Here is a 19,576-nt window from a genome sequence, read left to right on the forward strand (position 1 = left end):
TGCCGTCGTGCGAACTGGTCGGCGCGGGACCTGACTCGCGGATCCGGGTGTTCCGGGTCCGGCCCAGGTGCGAGAGGCCGCGGTCGTCGAACCGCTTCATGACGCGGTCGACGCATCCGTGTCCGTAGGTGTTCTCGCCGATCTCGCCCGCGAGGAGGGGGCCCGGGCGGCCACCGGGGCGAGGGTGCTGTTCCGGCACGTCTCGTCGGAACAGGTGTCGAAGTCGTAGACGTGCCGGGCGGCGGGCGGATTGCCCGCCGGGTCGGTGGGGCGGTACGTGAGCCACTGGCTCAGGTCGTCGGAGTACGCGAGGGCGGGGACGGGGACGGGGTTCCTCGATCCCGTGCCGAGCGCCGCGTTCCAGCTCTCGTTCACGACCGTGACGGCGGTCCCGGACCGGGACCATCTGCCGCCCCGGCCCCGGCTGACGGTCTGGCCGGGGCCAGGATCCAACCGCACTCGTCCGGGCCATCACGGTCACGTCGACCGGGTGGGTTCCGGCCGGGTCCCGTAGGCGCCGCTCTCGCCCCCGGCCGGTCCTCGAAGGTGACCGTCGTTCCGTCGGCTCGGTGTACGGGCCCCTGGCCAGGGCCAGGTCCGCACGGGTCGGAGCCGGTGGTACGCAGGACAGGCACGGTGTTGTTCACGAGTCAGGTCCCGGCAGGACCGCGACCGGGGGCAGCCGCGCCTGTACGGCAGGGGTCTTCGACCGCGCGGGAGCTGGGGACGCGGTGCCGGTGGCTGTGGGCCGGGCGCCCGTGGTGGCGACGAGCCCGGAGCGCCGACAGGTCCAGGGGGGAGAGGGAGAGCGCGCGACGGCCAGGGCGGTCGGTCGTCCGCGTGGTCGCCCTCCGGGGCGGAGGCATGACATCAGGAGTGGTTCTCCTCGCGGCTCGTGAGATCGGGGGGAGCGAAGAGCGGAAGGTGTCCGGGAACAAGCTCCGAACCAGTGGGAGCGCTCCCACTGTGCAGCGAGGACGCAAGGGCGTCAAGGCGTGTGAAGAGTCGAAGGCAGTCGACGGGAAATTTGCCCAACTCTCATTTTGTTTGGCATCAGTTGGCGCTACGGTCTGCCCGACCAGTGGGAGCGGATCCGTCCGGTCGGCACACCGTCAGAGGTGTGCCCACGCTGCGAGGACTCGCTCATGCCTCATCCACCGCGCCTGTCCGCGCCGCTTTCCGGAGTGGCGCTCACCATCGCGAGCACCGCTCTCGCCCTCATGGGTACGGCCTCAGGAGCAGTGGCCGCACCCGTCCGCACCGTGGAGTACTGACTTGCGTGAGCCGGACGCCACCGGCGAGGAACGACGCCCGGCGCCGGTGCCGGGCTCTCGTCTCCGACCCCAGCCGCGAGGCACCGGTCGCGGTCGAGCCGTCCGTCAGTCGATGGCCTGGTAGAGCGTGGTCCAGAAGTCGTTCATGGCACGCGGTGAATCCGGGGTGGACAGTCCGACCTGGGTGAGCAGGACTCCGGTGAGCCGGTTGGTCCTGTCCGCGTACGCGGTGGTGCCGGTACCGCCGAACCAGCCGAACTGGCCGATGGGCGCGTAGTCGCCGCGAAAGGTGCGCACCGCCATTCCGAAGCCCCAGCCGCCGTTCGACCCCTGGCCGGACGACAGATGGGCGACCTTGCCGAACATGGCTTCCCTGGCGGCCAGTTGCCCGGGCGAGAGACGGTTGGTGGTCATCAGCTCGACGGCGGCCCGGGACAGGATCCGTTCGCTCCCGTGCATCCCGTGGTTCAGCAGCATCTGGAAGTAGGCGTGGTAGTCGTCGACGGTGGAGACCAGTCCGCCCCCGGCGCCCTGGAACGCGGGAGGCACGCTGGACCTTCCCCCCGCCGCCTCGTCCCACACGAGGAACTCGCCGGTCCGCGGGTCGGGCCCGTACAGAGGCGGCAGCCGGTCGATCTTGTCGGCCGGTACGTGGAAGGCGGTGTCCTTCATCCCCAGCGGATCGAGGACGCGTGTCCGCAGGAACGTCTCCAGCGACTGTCCCGTGACCCTGGAGACGAGCACACCGACCACCTCGTTGCTGAGGTCGTACTGCCACCGCACTCCGGGCTGGTACTGGAGCGGCAGTTCGCCGAGGCGGCGCATCCACTCGTCCGGCTCCGGGGCCGGTCCGGACGCCACGCTGTAGTCGAGACGCTCGAAGGTCGCGGCCCTGATCGGGGAAGCCATCGACTCGAAGTCCACCCCGAGTCCGAACGTGGAGGTCAACAGATCCCGTACGGTGATCGGCCGGTGGGCCGGCACGGTGTCGTCCAGGGGTCCGTCGGGCCGCTTCAGCACCTGCCGGTCGGCGAGTTCGGGCAGCCACCGGTCCACGGGGTCGTCCAGCCGCAGCCGGCACTCGTCGAGCAGGATCATCGCCGCCGCCATCGTGACCGGCTTGGACGTGGACGCCATCCGGAAGATCGTGTCCCGGCGCATCGGCGCGCCACCGTCATGACGCATCGTCCCGATCGCTTCGACGTGCGTCCTGCCGCCACAGCTGACGAGGGCGACGAGCCCGGGGAGCTTCTTGGACTCGACGTGCTGTGTCAGCACCTCGCGCAGCCGACGCAGGCCTGCGTCGGAGAAGCCGTTGTTGCTCGTTCCCATGATGGATCTCCTGTTCACGGTGTGGTTCTCGCGGCGGCCCCGGTGGCCGGCTGCCCGGCCCTTCGAACGGCCATGTGCAGAGCCTGTGGCCTTGACCCGAGGTCAAGGTCAACCCCCTGTCCCCATCAAGGGGTGACCGGCACCGATCGCGGGCGCCCCGGTCCTCCTCGGCGGCAGGAGGGACCGGAACCGGTGCGCGCTATCCTCACTCCGGTGATCGTCCGGACTCCCCGGCCGTCACCGACGCGGTGCGCGAGACCGCGGCCGCCCACGATCCGGAGGTGTGCCGAGCCGATGGCGGACGGGCTCACGATCGGTCAGGCGGCGGCGTTCGTCGGTGTCACGATCAAAACCGTGCGGCACTACCATCGGCTCGGCCTGGTCGCCGAGCCGGAACGCGACGGCTCCGGCTACCGCCGATACCGATCGGACGAGCTGTACCGGCTGGTCCAGGTCCGGACCCTGGCCGCGGCAGGCGTGCCGCTGGCCGGGATCGGCGGCCTGCTCGACGCCGATCCCACGACATTCGCCGCCACCCTGGACAACGTCCATCAGCAGCTCACCGAACGGATCGAAGAGCTGATCGCGCGCCGCGACAGGCTGCACCGTCTCGACCACGGAGACCGGGCGCTGCTGCCCGACCGGGCCTGCGCGGTCCTGGAGCGGCTCACCGAACTCGGCTTCGGTCCCGACTACGTGGCCGGTCAGCGGGAGGCCCTGGTGCTGTCCCGAGCGCTGGTCCCGGAGATCTTCGACAGCTTCCTGACACGGCTCGAACATTCGCTCGCCGATCCCGAGTCCGTCGAGCTGACCAAGCGCGCTTGGGACGCGAGGGCCTGGGACGCGGACGACCCGCGGATCGAGGAGCTGGCGTCCACGCTGGCTGACAAACTGCTCAGCCAGCGGGCACTGTTGGCGATGCCGACCGGGTTTCAGGACCGGTCCGACGCCGCCTCCCGGTACGCGATGGTCAACCACCACCGGGAAGACCAGTCACCGTCCATCGCCCGGTTGAACACGCTGGTCGAAGCGAACCTGCGCGCGGTCGGCATCACCGTTCCGGGTCAGTGACGGCCGCCCGGCCGCCCCGGCGCCGCGGCCGGACGCCCGCCTCGTCCCGCCGCCGTCCGTACCGGGACCCGCCTGGCGTACGGTCACGCGTACGGCCGTTGACCCGCACGGCCGTCACGGATGCCGTCGTACGGCTCGTACGGCATTCCCCGTAGGCGCAGAGCGCCCCAGGACCTTCGGTGTGGTCGCACCGGCCCGCGAGACGGGGGAGCCGGGCGGGACCGCGCGGCCCGGTTCCAGGGTCCAGCGGTGGACCAGGTGGCCGGGTCTCCTCGGGGACCGTCTCGGTGAAGGGGTACGGGACTTCCGGGGACGTGTGCGTACGGCGAGGGCCGGGGGCCGTGTCCAGCCGACGTACGACAGGTACGGCCCCCGGCCGTGCGGTGTGCGGCGAGGGCCTCCGGCTCCGCCCGGGTGACGGGCCATAGGGTCGGGGGCATGACGAACACCCCGACGGTCCGTGGACCCGAACAGCGCAAGAAGGACCTCCTCGACCGGCTGACGAAGGAGGCCGACATCTGGGTCGCCTCGGCGGGCGCGGACGGACTCCCGTACCTCGTCCCGCTCTCCTTCCTCTGGGACGGCACGGACATCTGGCTCTGCACCCGGCTCACCAACCCCACGGGCCGCAACCTCGGCACCGGCGGACACGCGCGGCTCGCGCTGGGGCACACCCGGGACGTGGTGCTCCTCGGCGGCGAGGTGACGACCTTCCGGGGAGAGGACGTGCCGGTCGCCGCGATCGAGGCGTTCGCGGCCAAGTCCGGTTGGGATCCTCGTGGTTCGGGACCTTCGTACGTCTGGTTCCGGGTCCGTCCCACGGACGTCGAGGCCTGGCACGAGGAGCCCGAGATCGCCGGACGCAGGCTCATGACCGACGGGGTCTGGACGGTCTGAGTCGACCCGCCGGACCCGCGCGCACCGGAATCCGGCCCCGGTCCGGCACCTCCGTCGATCTGACCTGGGGCCGGGCACGTACCGCGCTGTCCTCCGGCCGACCGGGACGCCGACATCGAACTCCTGACCCCGGCGGGCACGGCACGGCTCGTCCCGCGCGCGGGGGAGGAGCGCACGGTCGGCGGTCGAACCGGTGACGCGGACCGCCGCCCCCGAGTCTCGCGCCCCGCGCCCCGGCCGTCACCGGGGTGCGAGGGCGGGCCGGGTCTCAGGCTCCCGTCGTCACCCGGGCGCGGGCCCGTGGACGCCCTCGACCCGGTCGAGTCCGTCCGATGCCGCTCGTCGCGGAAGGGCCCCGAGATCCAGGTCAGGAGCCGTTCCGGGGCGAGCAGGGGAGCACTTCGGGTACGGGAAGCCGCGATCTGGTCCGGCGCCCGGACGACACAGAGGTGCGGGTCGGGTACGAGGGTGAGGGCGCGGCGGCCCTGCCCGGGGCCGCCGTCGAGGACGATCGTGCCGGTCCCGGCGATCACCAGGGCGCAGCCGGTCACCACGGCGCCGGTGCCGTCCAGCTCGTACCAACTCGTACGGCGCGAGCCGGGGCGAGGTCGGTCAGGAGCTCGGCGCCGGTGCCGTCCAGCCCCCTGCCCGGCCTCGCCGCGCCGACCCGTACCCCGCCCCGCGCGGTCCTTGTTCCCGGCCCCACCCGGCCCCGTCCCCGGTCGTTCAAGTGAGCGAAAGGGGCGACTAGGCTCTCGCTCACCATGAATCAGCCCACGGAACCCAAGGCCGACAAGTCGGGAGTGCGCAGGCACAACCTGAGCCTCGTCCTGCGGACCGTCCATGACGCGGGCGAGACCACGCGCGCGGCCGTCGCCGCCCGGGTCGGGCTCACCCGGCCCGCCGTCTCCTCCCTCGTCGAGCAACTCCTCGACCTCGGACTGCTCGTGGAATCGGGCAAGACGTTCAGCGGGCAGGCCGGACGGCCGGGCACCGTCCTCAAACCGGCCGACACCGGGCCCGCCGGGCTCGGCGTCGAGATCAGCGTCGACCACGTCACCGTCCGGGTCGTCGACCTGACCGGCGCCGACCGGGTCCGCCGCACCGAGTGCCTCGACAACCGCGCCGCCGACGCCCCCGAAGTCCTCGCCCGCGCCGCCCGGCTCGCCGCCGAGGCACTCGACACGGCCGCCGAACGCCACCTCGCCCCGGCGGGCGCCGGACTGGCCCTCCCGGGACTCGTGTCCGGCGGCACCGTCCGGCAGGCCCCCCACCTCGGCTGGTACGACGTCCCCGTCGAACGCCTCTTCGGCGAGGCCCTCACAGCGCTGCGCCCGGCCGCCGAGGGGCTCGCGCTGACCTCCGACAACGGGGCCAACATGGCCGCCCTCGCCGAGCTGTGGTCCGGCGGACCCGGCGCCCTCCGCACCTTCCTGCACCTCACGGGCGAGATCGGCGTCGGCGGGGCGATCGTCGTCCACGGCGAACTCCTGCGCGGCGCCCACGGCTTCGCGGGCGAGATCGGCCATCTCGCGGTGGACGCGGCGGGCCCCCGCTGCCGCTGCGGCTCGCGCGGCTGCCTGGAGCGGTACGCCGGACAGGCGGCGCTCCTCGCGGCGACGGGCGCGCACGGCGTCCAGGACCTGACGGACCGTGCCCGTGCCGGGGACGGCCGGACGCTGGCAGCGCTCGCCGACGCGGGCCGGATGCTCGGGCGGGCCCTGTCGGGCGCGGTCAACCTGCTCGACCCGGAGGCGGTCGTCCTCGGCGGCATCTACCCGCAGCTGATGCCATGGCTGGTACCGGCCCTGACGGAGGAGCTGTCCTCCCGTGTCGTCTCCGGCCTCTGGACCCCGGAGTCCGGCCGTCTGCGCCCCGCCTCACCCGCCACCGACGCCTCCCGGGGCGCGGCCTTCCTCGTCCTCCACGACGTCCTGGCCGACCCCCTGGCCCACGCGAAGCCCTCGGGCGCCTGACCGCGAGGAGCCCTCGTACGGGAGGAGCTTCCGTACGGGAGGCGGACCCGCACGGAAGCGAACACGTACGGGCGGCGGACCGTCTACACCCGCACGCCGTGCCCGCGAAGATAGGCCAGCGGGTCGACGTCCGAGCCGAAGGACGGCGAGGTCCGCACCTCGAAGTGCAGATGGGGGCCGGTCACTCGGCCGGTCGCGCCGGAGAGCGCGATCCGCTGGCCGCCGGACACGCTCTGGCCGGGCGACACGTCGATACGGGACAGATGGGCGTACTGGCTGTAGCGGCCGTCCGGGTGACGGACGACCACCTCGTAGCCGTACGAACGCCCGTACCCGGCGATGACCACCCGGCCGGGGCCGACCGAGCGGACCGTCGTGCCCGACGGCACCGCGAAGTCCAGCCCCGTGTGGTAGCCCTTCGACCAGGAGCCGCGCTGGCCGTACTGACCGGTGAAGACGTACGAGGAGACCGGCGCGGTCCAGCCGCGCGACGTACCGGCGGGCGGCGCGGGGGCCTTCGGCCGCGTCGGCTCGGCGGGCTTCGCGGGTTTCGTGGGCTCAGGGGAGCCGGTGCCCCGTGAGGGACCGGCGGAGCCCGCCGGAAGGCCGGTCCGCCGCTCGTACTTCCAGGCGTGCCCCGTCCAGTACCAGTGGCCGCGCGACTGGTACCAGTAGACGCGGTCCTGGGCGTCCCAGCCCTGGCGTCCCCGGAACACCGGCTCGCCGGTCCTCCGCGCGCCCGGGGCGGTCGTCGCGGAGGCGCCGCTCCTCCGCTCGTACACCTCGGCGTGGCTGGTCCAGCGCCACGCGCCGGACTCGTTGCGGAACCAGTACTTCGAACCGTCCCACCCGGCGTGCGCGGGAGCGGGTTCGGCGGCGGCCGTGCCGGTGCCCGCACCGGCGAGCGCGACCGCGCCCACGGTCACGACGACGGCGCGGCGGACCCCGTGCAGGGCCGGTGCCGCGCGTCCGTCCGCCGTCGCGCGGCGGGCGGCGGCGCAGCCCGCGCAGCCGCAGTCCGGCAGCGTCTCCTCGATGAACGCGGGAGTGTCCACGATCCTCATCCCTCCTGGTCGGGGTCGGTCCGGCCGCCACCGCGGGTGTAGAAGGCCACGGTCAGGTCCTTGACCAGGGCCTGGCGTTCGAAGTCGTCGAGTTCCACGAGCCCCCGGGCGGTCAGCCGCGTCACCGTGTCGTCCACGGCGTCGATGACCCCGGTGAGCACCGAGTCCCGGTGCTTGGCGTCCAGGGCGGCGATCTGCCGCCGTCGCATGGCGGCGGCGACCTCGGGGGCGTACTCGATCCGGGTCGGCTGGGCGGAGAAGACGGCGATGCCGACCGGGCGGCACTCGGCCGCCAGCATCCGGGTCAGCGCGTCGCCGACCGCCTCGGCGTCCCGCAGGGTCGGCGTCTCGCCCCGGAAGGCGTCGGCGGGCAGCTGGGAGAGGACCCGGGCGGTCGCCGCCTCCACCTGCTCGCGCAGATAGTCGAGGTGGTCGTCCACGGCGAGCAGCGCGCGGGCGGTGTCCCGCACGGTCCAGACGACCAGGACGACCACGCGCAGGGCCGAGCCCTCGGCGTCGACCACGGCGATCGGCTCGCTGCGCCAGTGCCGCAGCCGGACGTCGACCCGGCGGCGCAGGACGAAGGGGCTGATCCAGGTGAGCCCGGTGCGGCGCACACTGCCCCGGTAGCGGCCGAACAGCGAGAGCACCCACGCGGATCCGGTACGGCCCCGGGTGAGGCCGCCGAAGGAGACGACGGCGACGACGGCGCAGGCGGCGAGGGCCGCCCACTGCCAGAGCGGCAGTTGGACGTGGGGCAGCGGGCGGGCCCGCCACAGCGCGGCGGCGGCGCCGGTCAGCGCGGTCAGGCCGGTGAGGACGGCCACCCAGCCGGGCAGGGCGGGGCCGGGGCGCTCGACGAGGCCGGGGTCGCCCGGTGGCGGACGACGGGGGAGGGAGGCGGCGGGGGCGCCGGTGGCGGGCGGCCTCGTGGCCGCCCTCCCCGCGACGGGCGCCGTTCCGGCCGGAGTCCCGCCGGCCGGTGTCCTGCCGACGGCCGTCGCCCTCCGGGCCTCGGGGCGCTGTGCCGTGGTGTTCACGGCGTTCGTGCCGTCGGCGTCCGGCCGGGCGGAGGCGGGCCGGACGGGGACGGGATCCGACCGGAAGAGGTCGTTCATCGGTATGCCGTCCGCGTGTCTGCGCGCGCGGACCGGCAGGGGCCGCTTCAGTGGCTCGCTCATGAGGCCCTTCCGGCCGCACGGGAGGTGACGGCACGTCGGATGATCTTCAAGCACCATCGTCACAGGGTTGAATGTCCGGATTGCCGCGCCGAAGGTCCCGAATCGCCGGGCCTTTGGTCCCTTGGCCATGGCCTCACGAAGGGCTGTTGTCAGTGGGTGCCCCTACCGTTCTCACCATGACGACGACGACCTATCTGGAGCTGTCGCAGGACGGCGGCGGTGCCCACAAGTTCTACGAAGTGACCGTCGAGGACCTCACGGTGTCGGTCCGTTACGGCCGGATCGGCGCGGACGGACAGACCCAGCGCTCCACGTTCCCCACGGCTTCCAAGGCCCAGGCGGCAGCCGCGAAGAAGATAGGGGAGAAGGTCCGCAAGGGGTACGCCCCCGCGGTCAGGGGACAGCGGGCCGCGCGGGCCGTGACGCGCCGCGAGGTCACCTCCGCGCCGTCCACGGCGCGGGCCGTCGCCCCCGTCCTCTGGCGCTTCCGGACCGGTTCGGCCGCCTTCGGCATCCATGTCGACGAGGAGCGCTGCTGGGTGGGCAATCAGGCGGGGGACGTCTTCACGCTCGACCGCTCCGGCGAGGTGCAGGCCCGCTTCAGCCTCCCGGACGGCGTCAAGTGCCTGGTCGCCGACGACTTCTGGATCTACGCGGGCTGTGACGACGGCAAGGTCTACGACCTGTCGTCCAAGCTGCCCTTCGCCGCGTACGACATCGCCACCGACGTCGACATCTTCTGGCTCGACATCCACGAGGGCGTCCTGCACGTGGCCGACCGTTCGGGACGGCTCACCGTCATCGACCACGAGGACGAGCACCAGTGGGCGCGCGGCGGCCGGGGCGAGCACGCCTGGATGGTCCGCGCGGACGGCGGCGCCGTGTACTACGGGGACACGCGGGGCGTCGCCGCGCACGCGCCGGACGGCGGCGGCGAGCTGTGGCACACGGCCACCGACGGCGGGGTCCTCTTCGGCTGGCAGGAGGACACCTCGGTCTACGCGGGCACGGCGCGCCGGAAGGTGCAGCGGCTCGCGAAGAAGGACGGGCGCGTCGAGGCGGTGTACTCCTGCGACGGACCGGTGTACTCCTGCGCGACCTCGCCCGGCGGCCGGTTCGTGTTCGCCGCCGACGCCGCTTCCTCCGTCTACTGCTTCGCGGAGGACGGCACGCGGCTGTGGAAGCTGGGCACCGGCGGCGGTTCGGCGCTCTCCATGCAGTACCGCGACGAGCGCCTCTACCTGGTGACCACCGATGGCTCGCTGGTGTGCGTGGACGCGAGCGAGGCGGCGATCGAAGCGGCCAAGGGCGGTACGGTCCCGGTCGCCCGGGACGTCAAACTGGCCGCCGCGCTCCCCGTCTACGAGCCCGCCACGACCGTCACCGCCGTGGCCGCCGTCACCGACGCCCCGGCAGGATCGGTGGTCGTGGAGTGCTTCAGCGAGGCGGGCAGGACCCGGGTGCGGGTCGTCTCGCAGGGCTACGACTCCGGGTGGAACGTGCAGTTCCCGCGTGCGATCAGGGAGCCCGGCGCGCGGTACGTGGTGGACTCCCTGCACGCGGCGGCGGGCGGCTTCTACCGCGTGCGCGGTGACATCCGGCGGCTGCTGTGACCGCCGCTCCCGGGGGCGGCGGGTTCGAGGCGGCCACCGGGGACGACCCGCCGGTGGCCCCCGCCGATGCCGAACAGCGTTCGCGGGAGGTGCGGGTGGCACTCGACGGGCTGCTCCAGATCAGACGGCTGACCGGCTTCGGGGGCGCCGACCCGAAGGCGGTGCCCGCCGACTGGGAGCGGCGCAGACCGGTCCGCGCGGTGGCCCTGGCCCTGGAGTCCGGCGGGGTCGTGCCCTCGTCGGTGGACGCCTCGGGGGAGCGGACGGGCACCGGCTACCGGGTCCGGGCGGCCGACCGGCCGGGGACGGTCGTCGTGGAATGGCTGGGGCCGCCCGGCGGGGGCGCCGCACGGACGGAGGCGGAGGCGCTGGGCGCTTGCGTGCCCGTCCTCGCCCGGCTCGGCTGGGAGGCCCTGCTCTACCGGGGGCCGCGCGGACGCCGCTTCCTGGAGGTGGAGCCCAGGGGCGGCTGACGTCCGTCTGGCGCCCGTCCGGCGCCCGGCCTTCGCACCGGCCGGGGACGGTCGGCCGGACGGTCCGTCAGGCGATCGAGGCCGACACGATCGCGGAGACCGCGAGGTTGCAGGAGGCCGTCACCCAGACCGCCGGATGCGGCTCCGGGTCCACCAGGGTCGCGCCCAGCTTCCCGGGGGTGACCAGGTCCACGACCAGGAAGGCCACCGCCATCATCACCAGACCGAGCAGTCCGAACGCCGCGGTGGAGACGAGCCCCTTGCCGAAGTGGTCGTACGTGGTCCAGATCGAGGTGAAGACGATGCCGCCGATCCCGAGGAGCGCCGAACTGAGCAGGGTCGCGGCGTTGCGGTTGCGGTCCTCCCAGATCTGGCGCCCGAGCTTCCCGGGGGTCAGCAGGTCCACGAGCACGATGCCGAGGATCAGCAGGACCACGCCGAGGGCGCCGTACGCGCCGGCCCGGCCGAGACCGTTGACGATGTCGCTCATGGGGTTGCGGGCTCCGGAAGGTCGCGATCACGGGGGATCGGGCGGTTCGAGGACCGGCAAAATGTAGCGCACGCGTCAAAGCCACCGCCGTCCGCCCGGAGAACGGGCGGACGGCGGTGGTGGACGGCGCTGGCGGACGGGGGAGTGGGGCGGGGAAGGGGAACCACGGGGGCCGGGAGAGGCAGGGGTGGCGGGGCCACGGAGGGCGGGGGACGCCTGGGTGCGCCGGGGGCTTCAGGCGCCCGTCGGCAGGTGCTTGGCCCGCGAGCGGACCCGGACGGCGGTGGCGATCTCGACCGCGCCGACGACGATCAGCCAGATACCGCCGAGGAGCGTGAGGACCGCCGCCGACTCCAGCGGCGACACGATGAGCACGACACCCGCGAGCGCGTTCACCACGCCGAGGAAGACCTGCCAGCCGCGCGCGGGCATCGCGGGATCGGAGCCCGCCGCCACGGTCTGCGTGATGCCACGGAACAGCCAGCCGATCCCGATCCAGAGCGCGAGCAGCAGGATCGACTGGGTCGCGCCCCGGAAGCAGAGCAGACCCAGCAGGATCGACAGGGCGCCACTGATGAACGCCATCACCCGCAGCGCCGTACTGACGTCGGTACCGAAGGCGGCGACGAGTTGCAGCACACCGCTGAACAGCAGATAGAGGCCGAAGAGCACACCGGCCACCACCAGGGTGGCGCCGGGCCACACCAGCACCAGGATGCCGAGGACCAGGGAGGCGAGCCCGGCGATCAGCAGTGCCTGCCAGGCGGCGCCCGCGAGCATACCGAGGGGGCCGGGCGGCAGGTCCTCGCGTCGGGGGTGGTCATGGGTCTGTGTCATGGGGTTCGCGTCCTTTCGTGGAGTGGAACGGTCGGGTGGGAGACCGGGGAGGAGCGGCTCGGGGCGGGGCGCGTACGGTCAGATCCGGCGCCCGCCGGGGCGCGGCGTCCCGTACGGGCTGAGGAAGAGCGCCTCGGCCGGTGCCCTGCGCTCGGTCTCCGAGGGGCCGACGCCCTCGTCCGGCGCGTGGAGCCGGACCGCCGGGCTCCCCGAAGCCGATCCACGCGACCTCGGCGCCGGGGAAGCGCTCGGTCGGCCACCCGCACGGCGGGACCGGACCGCCCGGCCCCGACCGTGTCCGTGCCGTACGCCTCGCGGAGCGCCGCCGCGAACGCCCGGTAGCCGGGACCGCCGATGCGGGCCCGGAACGGCCGGCCGACGCCCCCCGGCTCCCTCTCCGCCTCCCCACCCACCTCCGCCTCCGCCCGCGCGCCCCAGGGAGCGGCGGAGACCGGACGGCCGGTCAGGGCGCGCCGGGCCTCGTCGGCGTCGGCACCGGGCGGGACGCGCGGGACGACCCTGGCCCGGACCCGTCCCCGCACGGCAGCCGGGGAGCCCACCACCGGCGGGCGGTCGATGCCGGGCACGGTGGCGGCGGGCCGTGCCCACGGTCCCTCGGCCACCGCGCCCGTACCGACGAGGCAGGCGCCGTCGAGGACACCCGCGTCGGTGCGGAACCGCTCGGCCGGATGGTCCACGCCGTCCCGGAGGCCGTCGCGTTCGGCCAGCTCGAACGGCGGGGTGCGCCGGGCGGCGCCGTCCGGCGACGGCGGTACGCCGTCATGGCGGTACAGGAGCACGGCGGGCGCTCCCCGGGCCCCGGCGCGTGCCCGACGACGACGTCCGCGCCGTCCGGGGCGGTCACCCGCCGCGTGTCCCGGAGCCCCGCTCCGGTGAAGACCCGTACTCCGGTGAAAGCACGTACGAGGAAGTCGGCGGGCCGCGCACTCCTCCGGCGGGAACCGGCGCGGGTCGGCGACGGGCCGCGTCGGCACCGGCCCGGTCGGGTCCCGCTCCGCCCGGGGCGTCGGCGTCCGCACCTCCTCGCGCAGGGCTGCGGTCCGGCTGGACTCGGCGGTCATGCGTACCCACTTCCCTCGGACCGTCGCGCGGGCGGCGCTCCACGACGGCTACGGCCCTCCCACCCAAGCACCCGGGGACAACTGCCGCAAAAGGTGACTCGTACGGAGCAACGGACCGGGCCACGGGGCGGCGGGACACGGCCGTGGAGGGGACAGTGGACGGCGTACGCGTCCGCCTCCCGCACCTGGAGAAACCCATGGGCCACACCAATCGACGCGATCTCGGACTGCTCGTCCTGCGGGTCGGCACCGGTGCCGTGCTCGCCGCGCACGGCACCCAGAAGCTCTTCGGCTGGTTCGGCGGGGGCGGTGTGGAGGGGACCACGCGGGCCATGGAGGCCATGGGCTTCCACCCGGGCCGCGAGAGCGCGGTCGCGGCGGGGCTCGGCGAGGCGGGCGGCGGTGCCCTCCTGGCCCTCGGCCTCGCCACCCCCGCCGCCGGAGCCGCGGCGGCCGGAGCCATGGCCGGAGCCGTCGCCGTCCACGCCCCGGCCGGGTTCTTCGCGCAGGGCGGCGGCTACGAGTACCCGGCCTTCCTCGGGTTCGTCGCCGCCGCGATCGGCGTCACGGGCGCCGGGCGCCTCTCCCTCGACCACGCCACCGGACACGTCCTCGACCGCCCGTGGGTCGTCGCGGTCGCCTTCGTCGGCAGCGCGCTCGCCGCCGCCGCCGTGGTCGGCCGCCGCGCCGGCCGGTCCGCCGAGGAGGACTCCGGCCCCGAGCCCGCGCCCGAACCCGTGTGACGCCCCGGCCCCGCGCCGGAGCCGGGGGCCCGTACGCGCCCGCCGCGCCGGAGCGTTAGGCTCGCCGCAGAGGAAGGGACGGCCGCCGCGCATGAAGACCGATCTTACGGACACCAACTCCAGCAAGATCAACAAGGCGATCCTGCAGGGACGCAGGGCCGTCGGCACACCCGCCGTCGGGGCCGTGCTCACGCTGGTCGTCGTCACGGACGAGGAGAACGCCTACGACGCGGTCAAGGCCGCCAACGACGCCTCCAGGGAGCACCCCTCCCGCACCCTCGTCGTCATCAAACGGCACGCCCGCACGCCCCGCGAGCGGCACGAGACCCGGCTCGACGCCGAGGTCCGCCTCGGCACCGACGCCGGATCGGGCGAGACGGTCCTGCTCCGGCTGCACGGCGAACTCGGCAGCCGCGCCGACTCCGTCGTCCTCCCGCTGCTGCTGCCGGACGCGCCCGTCGTCGTCTGGTGGCCCGTCGACGCCCCCGAGGTGCCCTCCCGGGACCCGCTCGGCTCCCTCGCCCAGCGGCGCATCACCGACATGTACGCGGTCGAGGACCCCCTCGCCGCCCTGGAACGGCGCGCCGTCTCGTACGCCCCCGGTGACACGGACCTCGCCTGGACCCGGCTCACCCCCTGGCGCTCGATGCTGGCCGCCGCGCTCGACCAGGCGCCGCTGGCCGTCACCTCCGCCGCCGTCGAGAGCGAGGCGGACAACCCCAGCGCCGAACTCCTGGCCCGCTGGTTCGAGGTCCGGCTCCGCGTCCCCGTCGAGCGGATCGTCACCGGCGGTCCCGTCGTCACGGCCGTCCGCATGGGCACCGCGGACGGCGAGATCCGCATCGACCGCCCCGAGGGGCCGGTCGCCCGGCTCGTGATCCCCGGCCAGCCCGCCCGGGTCCTCGCCCTCAAGGTGCGGACCACCGCCGAGCTGATCGCCGAGGAACTGCGCCGCCTCGACCCCGACGAGGCCTACGCGGCGGCCCTGCGCGGCCACGCCTGACCTGCCCCCCCACGGACTCCGACCCGTGCGGCGGGCCCTGACCGGTCCCGCGACACGCCGGGACCGGCCCGAGGAGACCGGGGAAGGTCCCGCTCGGGCACGGAACCCGAGGAGGAGCCGACCAGGGACCGCGCCCGGAGCAGGCCTGCCGGGTGCGGTCGCGCGGTCGCCCCTACTCCCCGGACGCCCCCTCGGGCGTGAACACCACCGGCAGCGTCGCCATCCCGCGCAGGATGCCCTCGCGGCGGCTCAGGTCCGCGTCCGGGTCGGCGAGCCGGAGATCGGGGAAGCGCCGCAGCAGCGTGCCGAGGGCGATCCGCGCCTCCGCGCGGGCGAGCGGCGCACCCAGACAGAAATGCACACCATGGCCGAAAGCCAGCTGTTGCGGCATCTCGCGGCGTGCCACGTCGAGGATGTCGGGACGGTCGTAACGTCCGGGATCGCGGTTGGCCGCCGCGAGCCCGATGATGATCATCTCGCCCGGCGGGACCGTGACCCCACCGATCTCGTACGCGTCCACGGTGAACCGGGCGACACCACGGCTCACCGGGCCCTCGAAGCGCAGCAGTTCCTCGATCGCCCCCGGCAGCAGCGAGGGGTCGTCGCGGAGCGCGGCGAACTGGTCGGGGTGGCGCAGCAGGGCGTGGACGCCGTTGGCGATGAGGCTCGCGGTCGTCTCGTGCCCGGCCAGTGTCAACAGGATCGTCATGGCCGTCAGTTCACGGTCGCTGATCCGTTCCTCGGCCTGCGCCGCGCACAGCGCGCTCAGCAGGTCGTCCTTCGGATCGGCCTTGCGCTGTGCGATCAACGGCTCGAAGAACTCGGTGAGTTCGGCGCGGGCCCGCGCTCCCTTGGCGAGCCGCTCGGGGGTGTTGGGCGGCATGATCAGGCCGACGGCGAGCCGGGCGAAGTCCGGCTGTCCCTCGGCCGGGATGCCGATGAGCTCGCTCAGCACGGCCATGGGCAGCGGCAGGGCGAACTCGGAGACCAGATCGGCGCTGCCGCGTGCCGCGAAGGCGTCGAGGAAGGCATCGGTGTGGGCCTGTACGCGGGGTGCGAACCGCTCCACCCGACGGGCGGTGAACGCCTTCGACACCAGGTTGCGCAGCCGGGTGTGGTCCTCCCCGTCACCGACCAACATGCTGGCCATCAGGACGTTGGTGCGCGCCTGATGGGCCATCTCCTCCTCAAGTCCGTTGACCCCCACGGGGCTGCTGCTGAGCCGGGGATCGGTGAGCGCGGCCACGGCCTCGTCGTACCCCGTGACCATCCAGACCTCAAGGGTGGGATTCAGCCGTACGCGCTGAACGACCCCGTGCTCACGGATGCGCTCGAAGAGCGGGTACGGGTTGGGCTGTTGAGCGACGTTTACCGGGACATCATGAACGATTGTCTGGTCTTGACCGGTCATCTTCCGTAACTCCCCGCAGCTTTGTGAAAGATCTCTGGCAGGTAGTCATACCAGCCACCCCAGTTGCGTGGTAGCGTCACCGGCGCTCGGCTCGTCATGATGTTCGGATGAAGCACCGGGGAACCACCGGTGTCGTGTCAGCGGGACGTTCCGCCCACCGGCGGCCGACGTTCCGCACCGCTCGACTCAGAAGCATTCAAGGCCTCAACCAGGCACTGTGCGCGGGAGGAGACGATTCGTGGAGCAAGCGGCAGCCGTGGACCCGATCTTGGACCTGGCCAGTCCCGTGAACCTGCGGAACCCCTACCCCGCCTACGCCTCGATGCGCGAGGCCACCCCCGTCCTCTGGCATGAACCGCTCGGTTCCTGGGTGCTCACCCGGCACGCCGACTGCCTCGCGGTGCTCACCGACAGCAACCGTTTCGCCTCCGACTGGCGCCGTGCCGGGGAGGACATCCCCGCCCCGCTCCTCAGCGTCCAGACGCTCGATCCGCCGGAGCACACCGCCATCCGGCATCTGCTGCTCGACGGCTTCCGCGCCCAGGACCGCGCCGCGCTCCACGAGGAACTGGACCGCTGGATCGCCGATCTCCTCGCCGACCTCGCCGAGCGTCCCACCTTCGATTTCGTCGGGGAACTGGCCGAGCCGGTCGCGCTCCGGTTCGTCACCGCGTTCCTCGGCGTACCCGCCCCCGGGCTCGACTGGTTCGTGCCCATGTCCCGTACCGTCGTCGACGGCATGGACGCGGGACTGTGGCCGGAAAAGCACGAACCGGCCGTCGCCGCCCGCGCCCGGCTGGCCGAGTACGCGGGTGGCTGGCTCGCCGATCCGCCCAAGGACGGCCTCATCGCCCACGTGGCGGAGAACGCGCCGGGCAGCGGAGTCGCAGAAACGGTTCTTCGCAACAGTCTGCGGGCCGTCCTGCACGCGGGCTACGAATCCGCCTCCCGCCTCCTCGGCAACGCCGCCGCGGCCCTCCTCACCACCCCCGGCGCGCTCGCCGCGTTCCGGGACAGCCCGTCGACGGCCGTCGACGAACTCATCCGGTACGACGCACCCGTCCAGGCGGACGCCCGGGTCTGCGTCACCGACACCGAACTCGGGGGCGTCACCCTGCGGGCGGGTGATCCGGTCACGCTCTTCCTGGGCGCGGCCCATCACGACCCGCTCCGCTTCGACCACCCCGCCGAACTGCGACTCGACCGCGCTCCGAACCCGCACCTCGGGTTCGGCCGCGGGGCCCACGCCTGTCTGGGCGCGTCCATGGCGATCCGGCTCACCGGATCGGTCCTCGGGGCCCTGGCCAGGGACTTCCCGGACGCACGGGCGGTCGCGGAACCCGAACACCGGCGCAATCTGACCCTGCGCGGTCTCGACCGCTTCGAGGTGACGCTGCGTCCCGACACGGGGGAGGAGGTACGACCATGAAGTACTGGCACTGAAACCAGTGAGCGCGCGACCGCCCCGGCGGCGGCCGACGCGCCCGTGCACGGCACACGTGCACCCGCCGGAGCCCGAGTCGGCTGCACGTCTCGGGCTCCGGCCCCTTCCGTCCCCGGCACGCCCTGGACCCCGGCACACCCTGGACCCCGGCGCGCCCTCCGCGCCCGGGTGGCATCACCCGTCCGCCACGGCTCCCTCCCGTACGGGCGAAGCGCCCGCGCGGACGGCGCCGCGAGACCGGCTACCGCTCCCTCCACGTGCCATCCTCGGACGAACCGCCCGCTTCTCGCCGAGCCGTGGGCCGTCGTCGCCCCGCGCGGAGGGACCCCATGCTCATCGGCCACGTCCTGCGGCACCACGTCCTGTACGTGACCCTCCACCATGAGCTCGACGTCACCACCAGGGCCGCCGCCGCCCTCCAGATCCAGACACTGGTGCAGGCGCACCGGCCCGCCCGGGTGGTCCTCGCCCTCCCCGGCGCCGACCCCACGCCCGCCACCCTCAGCGCCCTCGCCCGCACCCGGCGCCTGTGCGCGAGCCTCCACGTCCCCCTGGTGCTCACCGGGGCCAGCGCCCGCACCCGCCGCCTGCTGGAGGCCACCGGCGAGTGAGCGCCCCAGGACCCCCCAGGACCCCAGCCCCCCCAGGACCCCAGGGGCCCAGGACCCCTGGGGTCCGCCGCCGCGCAGGGAAAGGTGTGCCGCTCTCCCCGGTCCCGGGCGGATGGCCGGAAGGTGCGCCGCTCTCCCCGGCCCGGGACACCGACGAGCCGATCGACGCTGGGCCCGCGCCGACTTCATCGCCCCGGGGCACCGGGGGCCGCGACACGTGCGAGCCCGAGCCCGCCAACTCACCTTCTCCCAGGCGCTCCTGACGATCCATCATTGGTATGGACATGCCCAATCGTCGGGACTAGTCTCACACTTGGTCTAGACCGCGTCGGACGCGTGCCTTCCGGTTCTTCCGTGCTGCCGTTCCGTCCCCACTGTTCCACCGGCAGTACGTCCGAGGCGCCCGCCCGCCCCCACCCGCACCTCGGACCGCAGGAGCCCCTCATGCGCAAGAAGCTCACCTCGTTACTCCTGGGCCTCGGCATCGCCGGATCCACCCTGCTCGCCACCGGCGGAACAGCTCAGGGCCACGGCTACACCGACTCGCCCGTCAGCCGCCAGCAGCTGTGCGGCAACGGGACCGTCCGCAACTGCGGGCAGATCCAGTGGGAACCCCCGAGCGTGGAGGGTCTCAAGGGATTCCCCTCGCGCGGCCCCGCCGACGGCCGCATCTGCGCCGGCGGCAACGGGCGCTTCTCTGAACTGGACGACCCGCGCGGCGGGAACTGGCCCGCCACCAGCCTGACCGCGGGCCAGAACCACACCTTCCTCTGGCGGATCAGCGCCCGCCACGCCACCACCGACTTCCGCTACTACGTCACCAAGGACGGCTGGGACCCCACCAAGCCGCTGACCAGGGCGGACCTGGACCCGCAGCCGTTCCTCACGGTGCCCTTCGGCGGACGTCAGCCCGGCGCCACGGTCACGCACACCGGGGTCCTCCCCCAGAAGACCGGCCGCCATCTGATCCTCGGCGTCTGGACCATCGCCGACACCGGCAACGCCTTCTACGCCTGCTCCGACGTGCGCTTCTGACACGTCTTCGCGTCGCGTGAACACCGCGCGCGGGCCCCG

The 19,576-nt window shown here is 73.7% G+C and carries 18 protein-coding genes and 1 pseudogene; 11 read left to right on the top strand and 8 right to left on the bottom strand.

Annotated elements, in window-relative coordinates; genetic code table 11:
- Window positions 1-96: 96 nt before the first annotated feature.
- The gene (locus ACFXGN_RS02870) at window positions 97-375 is read right to left on the bottom strand and encodes a hypothetical protein (protein ID WP_384852524.1); all 279 of its coding nucleotides are present in this window, start codon (window positions 373-375) and stop codon (window positions 97-99) included.
- Window positions 376-1,145: 770 nt separating this feature from the next.
- Between ACFXGN_RS02870 and ACFXGN_RS02875 the strand changes: the two genes are divergently transcribed.
- Window positions 1,146-1,274 (top strand): hypothetical protein, encoded by a 129-nt coding sequence (locus ACFXGN_RS02875; RefSeq protein WP_384852526.1) that lies wholly within the window; start codon window positions 1,146-1,148, stop codon window positions 1,272-1,274.
- A gap of 105 nt (window positions 1,275-1,379) precedes the next feature.
- On the opposite strand, the gene ACFXGN_RS02880 is transcribed toward ACFXGN_RS02875, so the two are convergent.
- Window positions 1,380-2,606, bottom strand: a complete 1,227-nt coding sequence (locus ACFXGN_RS02880; protein ID WP_384852529.1) for a serine hydrolase domain-containing protein — start codon at window positions 2,604-2,606, stop codon at window positions 1,380-1,382.
- 294 nt (window positions 2,607-2,900) lie between these two features.
- On the opposite strand from ACFXGN_RS02880, the gene ACFXGN_RS02885 reads away from it, so the two are divergent.
- Both ACFXGN_RS02885 and ACFXGN_RS02890 read left to right on the top strand, forming a co-directional pair.
- Window positions 2,901-3,677, top strand: a complete 777-nt coding sequence (locus tag ACFXGN_RS02885; RefSeq protein ID WP_384852532.1) for a MerR family transcriptional regulator — start codon at window positions 2,901-2,903, stop codon at window positions 3,675-3,677.
- Window positions 3,678-4,115: 438 nt separating this feature from the next.
- Window positions 4,116-4,574 carry a pyridoxamine 5'-phosphate oxidase gene (locus ACFXGN_RS02890; RefSeq protein WP_384852535.1) on the top strand — a complete coding sequence of 153 codons (459 nt, stop codon included), beginning with the start codon at window positions 4,116-4,118 and terminating at the stop codon, window positions 4,572-4,574.
- Between the two features lie 282 nt (window positions 4,575-4,856).
- On the opposite strand, the pseudogene ACFXGN_RS02895 reads toward ACFXGN_RS02890, so the two are convergent.
- A pseudogene (locus tag ACFXGN_RS02895) lies at window positions 4,857-5,194 on the bottom strand (LUD domain-containing protein); the annotation flags it as partial.
- 144 nt (window positions 5,195-5,338) lie between these two features.
- Between ACFXGN_RS02895 and ACFXGN_RS02900 the strand changes: the two are divergent.
- Complete coding sequence (locus ACFXGN_RS02900) at window positions 5,339-6,550, top strand: ROK family protein (protein ID WP_384852538.1); 1,212 nt, start codon at window positions 5,339-5,341, stop codon at window positions 6,548-6,550.
- 83 nt (window positions 6,551-6,633) lie between these two features.
- Here ACFXGN_RS02900 and ACFXGN_RS02905 read toward each other — a convergent pair whose 3' ends face one another.
- Both ACFXGN_RS02905 and ACFXGN_RS02910 read right to left on the bottom strand, forming a co-directional pair.
- Window positions 6,634-7,614, bottom strand: a complete 981-nt coding sequence (locus tag ACFXGN_RS02905) for a peptidoglycan DD-metalloendopeptidase family protein (protein WP_384852542.1) — start codon at window positions 7,612-7,614, stop codon at window positions 6,634-6,636.
- Window positions 7,611-8,795 (bottom strand): SPFH domain-containing protein, encoded by a 1,185-nt coding sequence (locus ACFXGN_RS02910; protein ID WP_384852545.1) that lies wholly within the window; start codon window positions 8,793-8,795, stop codon window positions 7,611-7,613. The genes ACFXGN_RS02905 and ACFXGN_RS02910 overlap by 4 nt, the downstream gene beginning before the upstream one ends.
- A 176-nt stretch (window positions 8,796-8,971) precedes the next feature.
- Between ACFXGN_RS02910 and ACFXGN_RS02915 the strand changes: the two genes are divergently transcribed.
- Window positions 8,972-10,408: a WGR domain-containing protein gene (locus ACFXGN_RS02915; RefSeq protein ID WP_384852548.1), complete on the top strand. Its 1,437-nt coding sequence runs from the start codon at window positions 8,972-8,974 to the stop codon at window positions 10,406-10,408.
- Window positions 10,405-10,881, top strand: coding sequence for a hypothetical protein (locus tag ACFXGN_RS02920; RefSeq protein ID WP_384852551.1), 477 nt, complete (start codon window positions 10,405-10,407; stop codon window positions 10,879-10,881). Before ACFXGN_RS02915 ends, ACFXGN_RS02920 begins: the two co-directional genes overlap by 4 nt.
- Before the next feature lie 67 nt (window positions 10,882-10,948).
- Here the strand turns inward: ACFXGN_RS02920 and ACFXGN_RS02925 are convergent, their stop codons facing one another.
- A complete protein-coding gene (locus tag ACFXGN_RS02925; protein WP_384852554.1) occupies window positions 10,949-11,371 on the bottom strand; it encodes a DUF350 domain-containing protein in 423 nt (140 codons plus the stop codon).
- A 234-nt stretch (window positions 11,372-11,605) separates the two neighbouring features.
- Window positions 11,606-12,208, bottom strand: coding sequence for an HdeD family acid-resistance protein (locus tag ACFXGN_RS02930; RefSeq protein ID WP_384852557.1), 603 nt, complete (start codon window positions 12,206-12,208; stop codon window positions 11,606-11,608).
- A gap of 1,279 nt (window positions 12,209-13,487) precedes the next feature.
- Between ACFXGN_RS02930 and ACFXGN_RS02935 the strand changes: the two genes are divergently transcribed.
- Together ACFXGN_RS02935 and opcA are read left to right on the top strand one after the other, a co-directional pair.
- Complete coding sequence (locus tag ACFXGN_RS02935; protein WP_384853115.1) at window positions 13,488-14,033, top strand: DoxX family protein; 546 nt, start codon at window positions 13,488-13,490, stop codon at window positions 14,031-14,033.
- Between the two features lie 91 nt (window positions 14,034-14,124).
- A complete protein-coding gene (gene opcA / locus ACFXGN_RS02940) occupies window positions 14,125-15,036 on the top strand; it encodes a glucose-6-phosphate dehydrogenase assembly protein OpcA (protein WP_384852559.1) in 912 nt (303 codons plus the stop codon).
- A gap of 172 nt (window positions 15,037-15,208) precedes the next feature.
- Here opcA and ACFXGN_RS02945 read toward each other — a convergent pair whose 3' ends face one another.
- On the bottom strand, window positions 15,209-16,306 hold the full coding sequence (locus tag ACFXGN_RS02945) for a cytochrome P450 (protein WP_384852562.1): 1,098 nt from the start codon (window positions 16,304-16,306) through the stop codon (window positions 15,209-15,211).
- A gap of 379 nt (window positions 16,307-16,685) precedes the next feature.
- On the opposite strand from ACFXGN_RS02945, the gene ACFXGN_RS02950 reads away from it, so the two are divergent.
- From ACFXGN_RS02950 to ACFXGN_RS02960, 3 genes are all read left to right on the top strand, one after another.
- On the top strand, window positions 16,686-17,876 hold the full coding sequence (locus ACFXGN_RS02950; protein WP_384852565.1) for a cytochrome P450: 1,191 nt from the start codon (window positions 16,686-16,688) through the stop codon (window positions 17,874-17,876).
- Window positions 17,877-18,220: 344 nt separating this feature from the next.
- On the top strand, window positions 18,221-18,502 hold the full coding sequence (locus ACFXGN_RS02955; RefSeq protein ID WP_384852567.1) for a hypothetical protein: 282 nt from the start codon (window positions 18,221-18,223) through the stop codon (window positions 18,500-18,502).
- Between the two features lie 444 nt (window positions 18,503-18,946).
- The gene (locus tag ACFXGN_RS02960; RefSeq protein WP_384852569.1) at window positions 18,947-19,537 is read left to right on the top strand and encodes a lytic polysaccharide monooxygenase; all 591 of its coding nucleotides are present in this window, start codon (window positions 18,947-18,949) and stop codon (window positions 19,535-19,537) included.
- Window positions 19,538-19,576 lie beyond the last annotated feature (39 nt).

This window comes from Streptomyces sp. NPDC059247, from assembly GCF_042754005.1.
GTDB lineage: Bacteria > Actinomycetota > Actinomycetes > Streptomycetales > Streptomycetaceae > Streptomyces.

Excerpts from the sequence above, each read along its gene's own strand:
- ACFXGN_RS02875 (WP_384852526.1), top strand. The coding sequence starts at position 1,146 with ATGCCTCATCCACCGCGCCTGTCCGCGCCGCTTTCCGGAGTGGCGCTC.
- ACFXGN_RS02880 (WP_384852529.1), bottom strand. The coding sequence starts at position 2,606 with ATGGGAACGAGCAACAACGGCTTCTCCGACGCAGGCCTGCGTCGGCTG.
- ACFXGN_RS02885 (WP_384852532.1), top strand. The coding sequence starts at position 2,901 with ATGGCGGACGGGCTCACGATCGGTCAGGCGGCGGCGTTCGTCGGTGTC.
- ACFXGN_RS02890 (WP_384852535.1), top strand. The coding sequence starts at position 4,116 with ATGACGAACACCCCGACGGTCCGTGGACCCGAACAGCGCAAGAAGGAC.
- ACFXGN_RS02900 (WP_384852538.1), top strand. The coding sequence starts at position 5,339 with ATGAATCAGCCCACGGAACCCAAGGCCGACAAGTCGGGAGTGCGCAGG.
- ACFXGN_RS02905 (WP_384852542.1), bottom strand. The coding sequence starts at position 7,614 with ATGAGGATCGTGGACACTCCCGCGTTCATCGAGGAGACGCTGCCGGAC.
- ACFXGN_RS02910 (WP_384852545.1), bottom strand. The coding sequence starts at position 8,795 with ATGAGCGAGCCACTGAAGCGGCCCCTGCCGGTCCGCGCGCGCAGACAC.
- ACFXGN_RS02915 (WP_384852548.1), top strand. The coding sequence starts at position 8,972 with ATGACGACGACGACCTATCTGGAGCTGTCGCAGGACGGCGGCGGTGCC.
- ACFXGN_RS02925 (WP_384852554.1), bottom strand. The coding sequence starts at position 11,371 with ATGAGCGACATCGTCAACGGTCTCGGCCGGGCCGGCGCGTACGGCGCC.
- ACFXGN_RS02930 (WP_384852557.1), bottom strand. The coding sequence starts at position 12,208 with ATGACACAGACCCATGACCACCCCCGACGCGAGGACCTGCCGCCCGGC.
- ACFXGN_RS02935 (WP_384853115.1), top strand. The coding sequence starts at position 13,488 with ATGGGCCACACCAATCGACGCGATCTCGGACTGCTCGTCCTGCGGGTC.
- opcA (WP_384852559.1), top strand. The coding sequence starts at position 14,125 with ATGAAGACCGATCTTACGGACACCAACTCCAGCAAGATCAACAAGGCG.
- ACFXGN_RS02945 (WP_384852562.1), bottom strand. The coding sequence starts at position 16,306 with ATGGTCACGGGGTACGACGAGGCCGTGGCCGCGCTCACCGATCCCCGG.
- ACFXGN_RS02955 (WP_384852567.1), top strand. The coding sequence starts at position 18,221 with ATGCTCATCGGCCACGTCCTGCGGCACCACGTCCTGTACGTGACCCTC.
- ACFXGN_RS02960 (WP_384852569.1), top strand. The coding sequence starts at position 18,947 with ATGCGCAAGAAGCTCACCTCGTTACTCCTGGGCCTCGGCATCGCCGGA.